This is a genomic window from Actinomycetota bacterium (assembly GCA_040754375.1).
Classification (GTDB): domain Bacteria; phylum Actinomycetota; class Acidimicrobiia; order Acidimicrobiales; family AC-14; genus JBFMCT01.
In genome coordinates, this window is the sequence record JBFMCT010000062.1 from 1 (window position 1) to 13376 (window position 13376).

Sequence of the window (13376 nt, forward strand, 5' to 3'; positions counted from 1 at the left end):
CGACACCATGACCACCCGACGAATCGTCGGGATCGACCTCGGCGTCACGAGCAGCCACACGGTGGTCGTGATCGACGAGACGACGGCCGTGCTGGCCCGCCGGCGGTGCCGGCCAACGCTCGAGGGGGCTCGAGACGATCGAACAAGTCAGCGCTCGCCGGTGCGCCGGCGCTCGCGCAAGAGCGCGAGGAAGGCCCCTCACCAAGTGCTCATGGCACATGCGTCAGGTCACACGCGTGTACGCGTGGACAGCCGAGGCGACCTTCCTCGCACCACCACGCAAGCCGATGCGTCGGCAACGATCAAGGAGTTCGCCGCGACAGGTCGTTGACGCGACCGTCCTCCATAGGGTTACACGCTTGCTGATCCGCCCGGCTGGCCCACGATCACCGGGTACGTGTGCCATCGGTGCTGACGAGGGCCGCAGGGACCACGAGGTTGGGGTCGTGGCCGGTCGGCCCGAGCCCAAGCTGCGAGATGAGCCTCGCAGAACTCCTGTGGTCCCCGGCCACGGACGGGGCCGTCTCTCACCAGTTCTGGTGGCGAGGATGAGCGGCGGCGAGGATCAGGAGGTAGCGGTGATCACACAGGGCCCGTCGAGGAGTGGGTCTCGGCGCCGCCGGGGCTGGCGGCCGGCAGGTCGGTTGCGAGCGCTCTGGGGCGGCACGCGGCTCGTGATGGCCACGACTGTTGCCGTCGGGCTGGTGCTGGCGTTGTGGGGCACGCCGGCTTCAGCACAGGTCGAGGTCACACCGACGGCCGACGGGTTCCCGGGCGGGTCGATGGTCCAGACGATGATCAACTGGGTCGGGCAGTTCGGGCTGTGGGGCTCGGTGGCTTCCCTGCTGATCGGGGCCGGCATCTGGGGCGTCAGCCAGCAGTTCGGGAACGGCTTCCAGGCGGGCAAGGGCAAGATCTTGGCCGCGGCCGGCGCCATAGGCGCAGTCCTGACCGGGCTGGCTCCGGTGATCGTCAACACTCTCTACACGGCGGCCCGCACGTGAGGCCACGCGCCAGCCTGGCCCCCGCGGTGGCCGCTGTCCTGGTCCTGAGAGCGACTGGCTGTGGCCGCACCCCCTCGCAGCAGTCGCTCCCAGTTCAACGCGACGGCATCGTGGCACTGCGGGCCCCGGCCGGCATCGTCGCCCCCGAGGCGACGCCGGTCCCCTCGGGCTTCACCCTCGACGCCGATGGGGCGCGGTCAGCAGCCGTCGCCTTCAGCCGGTTCGGCGGGGCCTTGGTGGCCATGGCCGACGCCGACGCCATCGCGGCCCGGCGGGCCATGGCGTCGGCCGCGACGGCCGAACTACAGGCAGACGAGTTCGCCACTGCCCTCAACCGGCTGCGTGAGCGGTGGCCCGCCGGTTCCCTCAGCTACCAGGTGACCCCGCTGGCCACCCGGGTGCGTCCCGCCCAAACGGCGATGCGCGTCGAGGTTTGGTACGTCGGCGTGGTGGCGGCCCGGGGAACCGCCACCTACGCGGAGTGGGTCACCGACACCTACGAGCTGGTCCCCGAACAAGGCCAGTGGCGAGTCGCTTCGTTGGTGGAGGCCCACGGGCCCACCCCCGCCCCCGGGCCCCACCCGGTGGCCAGCCCGGCAGAGCTCGAGGCCCGCCTGGCCGGGTTCGAGCCGGTGGCGTGAGGCGACGCCGGCCGTGGTGGCGTTGATACCAAGCCCGGGCGAGTGGGTCGCGGACAAGTTCGCCGACGGAGCCAAGGCGATCTTCGAGTGGTTCCTCAGGCGCCTCGGCGAGGCCCTGGGCAACGCCGCCGACAAGATCGTCAGCGAGGTGATGAGCTATCTCGACCACTCCTCGGGGGTTGCTCTCACCGAGGGCTGGTTCGCCAGTCCCCGGACCAAGGAGATCCTCGGCGCGGTGGCGGTGTTCGCCAGCGCTTTGATGCTCCTGTTCCTGCTGGTCGCCATCGTCCAAGGCGTCCTGGCCGGCGATGTCGGCCTGATGCTGCGGAGCGCGGCCCTCGAGGTGCCGGCCTCGGTCCTGGGCATGGTTGCCCTGACGGCGGTGGCCAGCGTCATGCTGGCGGCGGTCGACGGCCTCTCCTCCGCGGTGATCGCGGCCGCGCCCGACAACCTGGGACGGTTCCTGTCGTTCGGGGAGCCGGAGGCCATCGTCAAGCTCGGCCTTCTGGGCTTCATGATCATCCCCGTGTTCATCCTCGGGGCGATGCTGGTGTGGGTCGAGCTGGTCGTGCGCTCTTCGCTGATCTACCTGCTCGTTGCCTTCGCCCCGATCATCCTCGCCGCACGGGTGTGGCCGATGCTGCGGGGGGCGTGGCACCACTTCCTGCGGATCGCGATGGCGCTCATCGTCGCCAAGTTCGCGATAGCCCTGGCCCTCGGCCTGGGGGCGTCGGCCCTCGCCGGCGGCGGCCCCGGCAACCTCGGCTCGCCCGGCCCCAACCCCAACGACCTGGGCGGCCAGGTGGGCCTGACGGTGCAGGGGGCGGTCGTGGGCACGGCCCTGATCCTGATGGCGGCGATCTCGCCGTTCATGGTCCTCAAGCTGCTGCCGGTGTTCGAGGCCGCGGTGGTGGCCCAGGGCATCTCCCGGGGCCCGGCCCGGGCCGCCCAGACGGGCATGCAGGGCGCCTACTACGCCCAGGGCCTCAAGCGCCTTGCCGGCAGCAGCTCCCGACCGGCCCAAGGCGCCTGGGCACCGAGCCCGAACGGCCCGGGCCCCGCCAACGGCGGCCCGGTGGCCGGGGCGGCGGGCGGCGGCGGGCCTTCCGGCGCAGGAGGCGGAGCGGGAGGAGCGGCCGCAGGCGGCGCGGCACTGGCAGGGGTCGCGGGCACAGGCGTCGCCGCCTCAGCAACGGTGGCGGGGGCGGGGGCGGCCAACGTCCGGGCCGCCGGTACCGCCTCCGGCCAGGCCAACGGTTCGACCCGAGGCGCACCCCGGCCGGTGGGCGCGCCGGGCGACCGCAGGGGCCAGGGGGGCGAGCCGGGTTGAACGAACAGCGCACCTACCGGCTGAGCCCGCCCGACCGTACCGGCTGGTTCCTCGGTCTTGGTGGCCCGCAGGTTATTACCCTCGGGGTGGCCCTGGTGATGGCGGCCGGGTTCTTCAGCCTCGGCGTGCCGCCGGCCTTGGTGGGCGCCCTGCTCCTGGGTTCGGCCGTCCTGGCCATCGCAAGAGCCGGGGGCCGGCCCCTGGTGGAGATGCTGCCCTCGGCGTGGAAGTGGCTGCGGCGAGGCCGGCGGGCCCAGGAGTGGTCGGCGCCATGAGCGCGGCGACGCGTATGCCTCCCCTGCCGCCGCCTCTCGAAGGCCAGCGCTTCGAGACGGTGCCGACGGCCGGGGGCCAGGCGGGCGTCGTTCACGACCCCGCCCAAGGCGCTTACGCGGCCACGCTTCGGGTGGGGGGCCGGCAGTTCGCCCTCGTCGACCCCGCCGAACAGGAGGTGCTCCTCTCTTTGTGGGGGGACGCCCTCGCCGCCTTCTGCCGGGAAGGAAGCCCAGTCGCCGAAGTGAGGTGGTCTGAGTGGGTGGCGCCGGCGGGGATGGAGGAACAGCACGCCTACCTGCGCGAGCACGCCACGGCCGAGCCGGCCGGCGCCGCGCAGGCGTCCTACCGCGAGGTGCTAGGGAGCGTGGCCCCGGTCGCCACCCGCCACGAGGTGCTGGTGACCGTCGTGGTCTCGGCCCGCCGCGGGCGGTCGTCCGCCCGCCGGCGAGAACGCGAGGGCGTCACGCCCGCCGTCGCCGTGCTCCTGGAGGAGGTACGCCAGCTCCGGCGGCGCCTGGAGGCGGCCGGCCTCTTCGTGTGGGGGCCGCTCGACGTGCGCGAGCTGTGGCGGGCCGTGCGCGTCCGCCTCGACCCCTCGATAATGAGCGCGCTGGAGGGCACCGGGTGCAGCCTGGCCGAGCGTGCCGGCTTGTCCAGCGTGACCGACCGGGGGCCGCTCCGGGCGCGCACGGAGTGGTCGCAGGTGAGCGTGGACGGGGCGGTCCACCGGTCGTGGTGGTTCCGTGACTGGCCGCGCACTGACGTCGGGCCCGCATGGATGGCCAACCTGCTGCTCTTCTGCGGATGCGTCAGGACCGTGTCGGTGTGCCTCCAGCCCGTGCCCCTGCGGGTCAGCCAGCGGGCCATCCTGCGCCAGGCGGCCAAGCTCGAGTCGGACGTCAGCCAGCGCCAACGCAGCGGCTTTCGGGTCGGCGCCTACCACCGCCGGGCCGCCCAGGCCGTCGAGGAACGGGAGGAGGAGCTGGTGTCTGGCTTCTCGGAACTGGAGTACGTCGGCCTGGTGACGGCGACCGCCTCCAGCGTGTCCGAGCTGGACACCGCAGGCGCCGACCTCGTCGAGGTGGCGGCGGGCTGCCACGTCGAGCTCCAGCCGTTGCAGGGCCGCCACGCCGACGGCCTCGCCGCCGCCCTCCCACTGGCCCGGGGACTGGCGCACCGGCTGGTGACAGCATGAGGGCTGCCTGTGCGGCTGTCCCCGGGGAGGGGCCGGTGAAGGCGACTACCCGCCAGCCGGGCCGACGCCGGTTGGCGGGAAGCGACCGGTCGGGCCGGGTCTCGAGCCCCCATGGCGACCCGCCGACGGGGGGGCCGGACCGAGGCAATAGACCGTTGCCAGCGCGGCCGTCCCCGGGAACGGGCCGGTGAGGGCGACTACCCGCCAGCCCGGCCGACGCCGGACGGTGGGAGAGGACCGGTCGGGCCGGCCCCGGACCCGCCGAGCGGCCGCCGCCGGCCCCGAGTCCTCCCGGCGGCAGGCCGGCGGCGGTGCCGGACCGGAGCGGCGAGCCGGCGGAGCAGCGGATCAGAAGCGGCGGGTCGGTCGAGGGGATGGCGCCGGCCCCGAGTCCCCTCGGCGGCGGGGCGGCGGTGGTGGCGAACAGAGGCGGCGAGCCGGGCCCGGCCTGGTCGGGGCCTTCTGGCGGCCGGGCCTCCACCTTCCCCGCCACCGGGCGACGACCGCCCACCTGTGCTCGGCCTACCCGTTCCAGGCCGAGCAGGGCCTGGGCGGCCGGGGGGTCGTCCTGGGCACCGACGAGCTCGCGGGAGGGGGTGCCTTCTGTTACGACCAGTTCGAGCTCTACACCCAGGGCGTGATCAGCAGCCCCAACATGGTCATCTTCGGCCACGTCGGCTCGGGCAAGTCGTCGGCCGTCAAGACGTTCCTCTACCGGTCCGTTGGGGTGCTGCGTTCGCCCCGGGTCGGCCATCGGTGGTGCGCGGTGGTCGACCCCAAGGGCGAGTACGGGCCGCTGGCCCAGGCCCTGGGCCTCGACGTCCTCCGCCTCTACCGGGGCGGGCCCACCCGCCTCAACCCGCTCGACCCCGGCCCCTCCGGCGAGTGGGCCAGCGCCGACGAGCTGGCCGCCCGGCGTACGACGCTGGTGGGTGCCCTGGTGGCCTCGGTCCTGCACCGCGACCTCCTACCCGTGGAGGACGCGGCCATCGGCTGGGCCGTCGAGCAGGTGACGGGCCGGCGCGAGGGGACGCCGACGCTCCTCGACGTGGCCCGCCTGCTCGAGGACCCGACCGCAGACATGGCCAGTCGTGCCCGTTCAACGGTTGCCGAACTGGCCCGCTCAGTCGACGCCGCCCGCTTCGCCCTCGGCAAGCTGCTGGACCGCGACCTGCGGGGGATGTTCGACGGCACCTCGACGACCCGGGTGGACTGGTCGGGCCGCGGGGTGGTTATCGACCTGTCGGCCATCCACCAGGACCCCGACGCCCTGACCCTGGTGATGATCGCCGCCACCGCCTGGTTGCAGGCCCTGCTGGCCACCCCCGAGGGGACCGACGTGCCCCGCCGCTACCAAGTGCTGGAGGAGTGCTGGGTGCTGCTCGGATCGGAGCGCACGGCCAAGTACCTGCAGAGCTGCTGGAAGCTAGCCCGGGCCTACGGGGTGGCAAACATCGCCGTGGCCCACCGCATCTCCGACCTGCGGGCCCAGGCCGACGACGGCAGCGCGGCCGCCAAGGTGGCCATGGGGCTGCTCGGCGACACCGATACCCGGGTGATCTTCCGCCAGCAGAGCGACCAGGTGGCCGAGGCCACCTCCCTGCTCGACCTCACCGCCAGGGAGGCTGCGCTGCTGAGGGGCCTGGCCCAGGGCCGGGCGCTGTGGAAGGTCGGGCCCCACCACACGGCGGTCGTCCAGCACGTGATCGGCGAGAGGGAAAAGTGGTTCTGCGACACCGACTCGCGCGTCTTGGTCTAGCTGGTCGTTCCGTGAGAACGGCGCAATCGCAGCGGGACGCGCGGCGGCGCAGTCCTCGACCCCAAGGCGGGCCGCCGCCGGGGAGGCAAGCCTCCCAGCAGCCGAAGGTCCGGCAGACGGAGGAGGTGCCATGGCCGAGCGCGCACACCCGGTGACAAGACAGGGGCCGACCGACCCCGAGCTGCGGGCCCGGGTGCGGGAGTGGGCCCGTGAACTAACCACCAGCGACCTGCGCTGGGCCGCCGAGGAGCTGGCGGCGGCATCGGCGGCCTTGGCCCACGCCGCCGAGGCGGCCGGTCCTCCCCGGTCCCCGACCGTTCACTCCGGTCCGGGGGCGGCCCAGGACGATCACCCACGGCCTCGCCTGTTCGGGCCCAGTGCCGTCGCCCTGGCCGACCGGGCAGCCGAGCTGGCCGAACACGAACGTGCCTTGTCCGAGCGTGAGCGCCGCCTCGAGCGGGCCCGCGACGAACTGGTGGCGGCCCAACGCAGCCCGACGACCCGGCCGGCGTGGTCGGTGCCCGCGGCGGCCGCCGCCGTACAGCTGCACGCCCTCATCGTCGACACCGGCGACGACGTGGCCACCGTCGCCCGGGGGTTGGGGGTCGAGCCCGAGTGGGCGGCCGGCGTGCTCAGCGGTGAAGTCGAGTCGGTGGACATCGTTCACGTCCAGGCCCTGTGCGAGGGCCTCCACTGCACGCCCTACGACCTGTTCGGGGCGGACGCGGCGCGCTCGATCGACCACGCCTACGGCCCGGAGCTGTGGCCCCGCTACATCGAGCCCCTCGACCCTGTCGGGCCCCCGGCGCTGGCCGGCGCCGGCCCAGGGGCCGGGCCGTTCCCGGTCGTGGGGGAGGCGCCCGAGGCCTCGGTGGCGACCGTGGCCGCCGAGCTACGCACCCTGGTCGTCCAAAGGGGCGAGGACGTGGCCGACGTGGCTGCCGGCCTGGGGCTCGACGAGGACGGGGCCCGCGCCCTGCTGCGGGGGGAGCTCACCGCCCTCGCCCCGGCACACGAGCGGCTGGGCCAGGGGCTCGACCACACTGGCCCCCGGCCGGTGCCCGGACATGGGCCCGCGCCGGCACCCGACGCCGACGGGCCAACCCCGTCCGCCCCCGAGCTGGAGACCGGCCTTTGAGCCCGCGGACGCCGCGGTGCCCCGGCGGCCCCAGGGCGACAGGTGATCGGCAAAGCCACCGCTATGTCGTCGGCTCGCCCTAGCCTTGGGGCATGAGGCGAGGCCGGTGCCGCAGGGAAGAAGGCGCCCCGGTTGGGAGGGGCAGCAGCTCAGCTTCGAGGAGCTTCTTGCCGAGGCCGGTGCCAGCGACGACGATGGCCCCGATGGACGACGGGCCGCTGGGGCAGATGAGCCCCTACGGCGCCCGGGCGATGGCCTACGTGAGGGACCACTGCCCGAAGCGGTTCGCGCAGATCCCCGACCCGATCGGCTTCTTCACCGACCTGGGGGACCAGCTGAGGGACCGGGTGGAGGGGCTGGCCCCGGTCACGGGGGCGACGACCTCCGACCCCCAGGGCTGGCTGGAGGAGCTGGGGCGGGCCAACATGGGCCGCCTCATGGCCGAGGAAGTGGCGTTCTCGGAGCTCTACCAGGACTTCCCGCCGGAGGGCACCGAGGACGAGGACCTGGAGAAGGACTGGGAGCCGCTGATCCCGGACATGAGCGACCTCTGGTCGCCGGAGGTGGAGGAGACCTAAGCCTCCCGCCGCCGGTCTTCCGCCCTCACGGACAGGCCGACCTCGCCCCCTCGGGCCTGCGGGCCAAGGCCCGGGCCAATCTCGAGGCCCTCGACGTGCTGGCGACGCTCGACCGCCAGGCCCGGCCGGCCACCGCGCACGAGCAGGCCGTCCTGGCCCGGTGGTCGGGATGGGGGGCGCTGCCCGGGATCTTCGACGACGAGGACGAGCGCTGGGCCACCGAACGGTCCGACCTGCGCGCCCGCCTCGACGACACCGAGTGGGACGCCGCCCGCCGCACCGTGCTCAACGCCCACTACTCGTCCGCCGAGGTCGTGAGAGCGGTGTGGGGCCTGCTGCGGGACCTCGGGTTCGAGGGAGGGCGGGTGCTGGAGCCGGGGTGCGGGTCGGGCAACTTCATCGGCCTGGCTCCCGAGGACCTCGACGTGGCCATGGTCGGCGTGGAGCTGGACCGCACCACCGCCCGGGTGGCCGCCGCCCTCTACCCCCACGCCGAGGTCCGGGCCGAGGGCTTCCAGGACAGCGCGTTCGGCAGCGGGACCTTCGACGCCGCGGTCGGCAACGTGCCCTTCTCCAAGGTGGTGCCCCATTCGCCCCGTCACAACCGTGGGCGCCACTCGCTGCACAACTTCTGCATCCTGAAGTCCCTCGACCTCACCAGACCAGGCGGGCTGGTGGCCGTGCTCACGTCCCGGTTCACCCTCGACGCCCGCAACCCCTCGGCGCGCCGGGAGATGGCCGAGATGGCCGACCTGGTGGGGGCGCTGCGGCTCCCGGCCGGGGCGCTGCGGGCCTCGGCGGGGACCGACGCGGTGACCGACTTGGTGGTCCTGCGGCGCCGGGAGGACGGGCGCCAGCCCCGTGAGGTCGCGTGGCAACGCGTGGGAACGGTCGAGGCCGAGGGCGGGGCCGTCGAGGTCAACGAGTACTTCGCCGACCGCCCCCACCGGGTGCTGGGCACGCTGGTGGCCGGGGGCGGCCAGTACTCACACCACGACCTCGATGTGCGGGCCACCGAAGCCCCCCTGGCCGAGCAGATGAAGGAGGCCCTGGCGGGGATCGTGGCCGAGGCCGACGCCGCGGGCTTGAGGTGGTCACCTTCGCGCCCGGGTGCGGCGGCAACCGCCGTCGGCTGGTCGGCACCGGGGCCCGAGGCCGTCGGCCACAAGGAGGGGGCGATCGTGGCCGGGCCCCGGGGAGGCTTCGCCCGCGTCCGAGAGGGCCGCTTGAGCGCCTACCGCGCTCGGCCCGAGAAGGACGCCCTCGAGCTGGCGGCGCTGGTGGCGATGCGCGACACCCTGGTCCGCCTGCTGGACCTGGAGGGCACCGACCCCGACGACGCCGCCCCCGAGGCCCAGCGGGCCGAGCTCAACCGCCTCTACGACGCCTATTCGGCCCGGTGGGGGCCGTTGAACAGGTTCACCCTGGCCCGCACCGGGCGCACCCACCCCGGCACCGGCGAACAGCTGTACCGCCGCCAGTACCCGGCCATGGGCGGGTTCCGCGAAGACCCCGACTTCCCGTCGCTGTGCGCCCTGGAGGTGTTCGACCCCGACGCCCGGACGGCTCGCAAGGCGCCCATCCTAGGGGGGCGCATGCTCGTGCCCCGGGCCCCGGCCCGCGGCGCCGATGCCGCCGAGGACGCCCTGGCCATCTGCCTCGACGAGCGGGGGCGGCCGGAGCTGTCCCACATCGCCGACCTCCTGGGCACGACCGAGGCCGAGGCCCGCGCCGAGCTGGGCCGCCTGGTGTGGGACGACCCTGCGACGGGCGACCTCGTGGAGGCCTCCCGCTACCTGTCGGGCAACGTCCGGGCCAAGCTGGCGGCAGCCGGGGCGGCGGCCGCATCCGACCCAGGGTGGCGGGCCAACGTGGAGGCGCTGGAGGCCGTGCTCCCGCCCGACCTGGGCCCGGCCGAGATCGACGCCCGCCTGGGCTCGTCCTGGGTCCCCGCCTCCGATGTCGCCCGGTTCATGGTCGAGGTCCTCGGGTGCAGCGACCCGGTCGTCGAGTACACGCCCCAGACCGCGACGTGGCACCTCCAGGTGAGCACCGCTGACCGGGGCCGGGTGGCGTCGCGCAGCGAGTGGGGTACGCCGCGCGCCGACGCCCCGAGCCTCGTGCTGGCGTCGCTCAACCAGACGCCGGCCAGCGTCTACGACACGCTCGACGACGGGCGGCGGGTCCTCAACGGTGGCGAGACTGTGGCCGCCCGGGAGAAGCAGGAGGCCATCGGGGAGCGATTCCGGTCGTGGGCCTGGGAGGACGCTGGGCGGCGCGAGCGCCTGGTCGAGACGTACAACCGGTTGTTCAACAGCCACGTGGTGCCCACCTACGACGGCGGCCACCTCAGCTTCCCCGGCCTGGCCGCCAGCTTTACCCCCCACCGCCACCAGCGCGACGCGGCATGGCGCATGGTGTGCGAGCCGACGGTCCTGTTGGCACACGAGGTGGGGGCCGGGAAGACCGCAACACTGGCCATGGGGGTCCTCGAGCAGCGGCGTCTGGGGCTGGTGCGCAAGCCCGCCTTCGTGGTCCCCAACCACCTGGTCTCACAGTTCTCGCGCGAGCTCGCCCAGCTCTACCCGGCCGGCAGGTTCCTCGTGGCCAGCCCCAAGGACACGTCGCCGGCGGGGCGCAAGGAGTTCATCGCCCGCTGCGCGACGGGCGACTGGGACGGCGTGGTGATCACCGCCTCGGCCTTCGCCCGCATCCCCGTCTCCGAGCAGACCCAGCGGCGCTTCATCGCCGAGCAGATCGGTGAACTGCGCCAGGCCATCGCCGCCTCGACCGCCGGCCTCAGCGTCAAGCGCCTGGAGGAGCAGGTCGCCCGCATGGAGGAGCGCCACAAACGCCTCCTGGCCACCGACCGCCGCGACGACGGCGTGACCTGGGAGGCGTCTGGTATCGATTACATAGCGTTGGACGAGTCCCACGGCTGGAAGAACCTGGCCTTTGCCAGCCGGGTCCCCGGCGTCGGCGGGGCCGGCTCGCAGAAGGCCGAGGACCTGGCCATGAAGCTCGGCTACCTGCGCTCGCGCCACGACGAGTGGGTGGCCACGTTCGCCACCGCCACGCCGATCGCCAACAGCCTGGCCGAGATGTGGGTGGTCCAGACCTACCTGCAGCCCGGCCGTCTGGCCGAGGCCGGCATCGGCGGCTTCGACGCCTGGGCCGCCAACTTCGGGCGGACCGTGACCGCTCTCGAGCTGGCCCCCGACGGGGGCTCCTACCGGCTCAACACCCGCTTCGCCCGCTTCGCCAACGTGCCCGAGCTGCTGGCGATGTTCCGGGCCGTGGCCGACGTGCGGGGTGCTGCCCAGCTCGACCTGGACGTGCCCGCCGTCGCCGGCGGTGAGGCCCGCACCGTGGTGGTGGAGGCGTCCCACGAGCTGCGCGACTACGTGGCCACGTTGGTGCAGCGCGCCGAGGACATCCGCCAGCGGCGGGTGGCCCCCGACGAGGACAACATGCTCAAGGTCACCGGTGACGGCCGCAAGGCCGCCCTCGACCTGCGGCTGGTGGGCGGTACACCTGACCCCACCGGCGGCAAGATCGCCGCCGCCGCGGCCGAGGTGGCCCGGCGGTTCCACGTCGAGCGGGACCGGCCCTACCTCGACGACGCCGGCCGGGCCCACCCCCGGCCCGGCAGCCTCCAGGTCGTGTTCTGCGACCTCGGGACCCCCAAGCCCGACGGCAGCTGGAGCGCCTACTCGGAGCTACGCGAGCAGCTCGTGCGCCGTGGCGTGCCCGCGGGGATGGTGCGCTTTGTCCACGACGCCGGCGACGACCGGGCCAAGGCCGAGCTGTTCGCAGCCTGCCGCGACGGGCGGGTCGGGGTGCTGATCGGGTCCACCGAGAAGATGGGCGTGGGGACCAACGTGCAGGCGCGCCTCACGGCCCTGCACCACCTGGACTGCCCTTGGCGCCCTGCCGACCTGGCCCAGCGCGACGGGCGGGCCGTCCGCCAGGGGAACCAGAACGCCGAGGTGGAGATCGTCCGCTACGTCACCCAGGAGTCGTTCGACGTGTACTCCTGGCAGACGGTGGCCCGCAAGGCGGCCTTCATCCACCAGGTGATGTCGGGGGAGATCGTCGGCCGCGAGGTCGACGACGACATGGGCGAGACGGCGCTCAGCTACGCCGAGGTCAAGGCTCTGGCCACCGGCAACCCCCTCATCCTGGAGAAGGCCGGGGTCGACAGTGAGCTGGCCCGGCTCGTCCGCCTGCGCCAGGCCCACGACCGCGACCAGGCCGGGCTGTCACGAACACTGGCCCGCGGCACCGAGGCGGCGGCGCGGCTGGGGGACGAGGTGGTGGCGCTGCAGGAGGCCCTCGACCGCCGACGCCCGACGACCGGGGACAACTTCGCCATGACCGTCGAGGGGACGACACACACCGCCCGGGCCGACGCTGGCGCCCACTTGCAGCGGGTGCTCGTCGACACTTTGCGGCGCGGCGACGACCAGGCCCGGGTGGTGGGCGAACTGGGCGGCGTCACGGTCCACCTGGCCAGACGGGCCGGTCCGGGGGACGCCGAGCTCGTGCTGCGCCTGGCCCGTACCCCGGTAGCGCTGCGCCTGGCCGGGACGGAGCTGGCCAGGCTCGAGCCCCTCGGCCTCGTCTCCCGCCTCGAACACCGCCTGCGCGGCCTCGACGACACCCTCGAACAGACCCGCGCTGACCTCGCCCGTGTGAACCGCGAGTCCACCGCCGCCAAGGCCCGCCTCGGGGCCCCGTTCCCCCACGACGACCGCCTCCGCTTCCTCCGCTCCCGCCAAGCCGAGATCGAGGCCGCCCTCCTCCCCGACGACGGCCGGGCCTCGGCACCTGCACCCGACCCGGCTCCGGCCCCCGACCGGCCAGGACCCGAAGCTGCACGACCCGGTCCAGACCTCGGAGCGTGGTGAGGTTACGCCCGGCTCACCCGGTGATCTCGCCGAGCCCTACGCTTCGACGGGTGTACACAGTTCGCATTCGTAAGCGAAAGCAGCCCGGCCTAAGGACCGCCGGGTCGACCTCAAGCAGGTCCACGGGGCTCGGGATGAGCCGCCGACGGGGCATACCCGCCGCCCGCTCCGCAGCGCCGCTGACGAAGCCCTCGGCGACCGCCTCGCCGGCATCAACGAATTTCGACGCTCAGGAACCCGACATCCCCACCTCACCGGCGTCATCGACGCTCTCCTCACCAAACCCGCCTCCGCGCCGTCAGCGGCGGCGACGGCAGAGTTCAAGAACGGCCCCAGAAGGCAGCGACAGTGGAAACGAGCTCGCCGAGCGAAGCTTCATGGACTTGATCACTCTCCCACCCGAAACGGGCAGGGCCGACTAGTGTCCTGTAAGGCTGAAGCGCCACTAAACAGGTGAGTCACGAGCCGGTCGCCTCGTTGACGGCAGCGCAGTAGCCGGCGATGCGCTCGAGGATCTGCTCAGCGGTCTTGTGCCACACGAACGG

At 73.6% G+C, this 13376-nt stretch carries 10 protein-coding genes; all 10 read left to right on the forward strand.

What is annotated here, in order from left to right; translation table 11 throughout:
• A partial coding sequence (locus AB1673_16480; GenBank protein ID MEW6155560.1) for a hypothetical protein occupies positions 1–331 on the forward strand: 331 nt, incomplete at its 5' end.
• Positions 332–677: 346 nt separating this feature from the next.
• Positions 678–1004, forward strand: coding sequence for a hypothetical protein (locus AB1673_16485; protein MEW6155561.1), 327 nt, complete (start codon positions 678–680; stop codon positions 1002–1004).
• 110 nt (positions 1005–1114) lie between these two features.
• Positions 1115–1645, forward strand: a complete 531-nt coding sequence (locus tag AB1673_16490; GenBank protein ID MEW6155562.1) for a hypothetical protein — start codon at positions 1115–1117, stop codon at positions 1643–1645.
• 16 nt (positions 1646–1661) lie between these two features.
• Positions 1662–2975 (forward strand): hypothetical protein, encoded by a 1314-nt coding sequence (locus AB1673_16495; GenBank protein ID MEW6155563.1) that lies wholly within the window; start codon positions 1662–1664, stop codon positions 2973–2975.
• Complete coding sequence (locus AB1673_16500) at positions 2972–3250, forward strand: hypothetical protein (GenBank protein ID MEW6155564.1); 279 nt, start codon at positions 2972–2974, stop codon at positions 3248–3250. The genes AB1673_16495 and AB1673_16500 overlap by 4 nt, the downstream gene beginning before the upstream one ends.
• The gene (locus AB1673_16505; GenBank protein ID MEW6155565.1) at positions 3247–4446 is read left to right on the forward strand and encodes an SCO6880 family protein; all 1200 of its coding nucleotides are present in this window, start codon (positions 3247–3249) and stop codon (positions 4444–4446) included. The genes AB1673_16500 and AB1673_16505 overlap by 4 nt, the downstream gene beginning before the upstream one ends.
• Before the next feature lie 226 nt (positions 4447–4672).
• Complete coding sequence (locus AB1673_16510) at positions 4673–6205, forward strand: ATP-binding protein (GenBank protein MEW6155566.1); 1533 nt, start codon at positions 4673–4675, stop codon at positions 6203–6205.
• A 130-nt stretch (positions 6206–6335) separates the two neighbouring features.
• A complete protein-coding gene (locus tag AB1673_16515) occupies positions 6336–7343 on the forward strand; it encodes a hypothetical protein (protein ID MEW6155567.1) in 1008 nt (335 codons plus the stop codon).
• Positions 7344–7546: 203 nt separating this feature from the next.
• Positions 7547–7921 carry a TnpV protein gene (locus AB1673_16520; protein MEW6155568.1) on the forward strand — a complete coding sequence of 125 codons (375 nt, stop codon included), beginning with the start codon at positions 7547–7549 and terminating at the stop codon, positions 7919–7921.
• A gap of 95 nt (positions 7922–8016) precedes the next feature.
• Positions 8017–12831: a helicase gene (locus tag AB1673_16525; GenBank protein MEW6155569.1), complete on the forward strand. Its 4815-nt coding sequence runs from the start codon at positions 8017–8019 to the stop codon at positions 12829–12831.
• Positions 12832–13376: the final 545 nt, after the last annotated feature.

Coding starts and splice junctions, on each gene's coding strand:
- AB1673_16485 (MEW6155561.1), top strand. CDS start 678: ATGGCCACGACTGTTGCCGTCGGGCTGGTGCTGGCGTTGTGGGGCACG.
- AB1673_16505 (MEW6155565.1), top strand. CDS start 3,247: ATGAGCGCGGCGACGCGTATGCCTCCCCTGCCGCCGCCTCTCGAAGGC.
- AB1673_16515 (MEW6155567.1), top strand. CDS start 6,336: ATGGCCGAGCGCGCACACCCGGTGACAAGACAGGGGCCGACCGACCCC.
- AB1673_16520 (MEW6155568.1), top strand. CDS start 7,547: ATGGACGACGGGCCGCTGGGGCAGATGAGCCCCTACGGCGCCCGGGCG.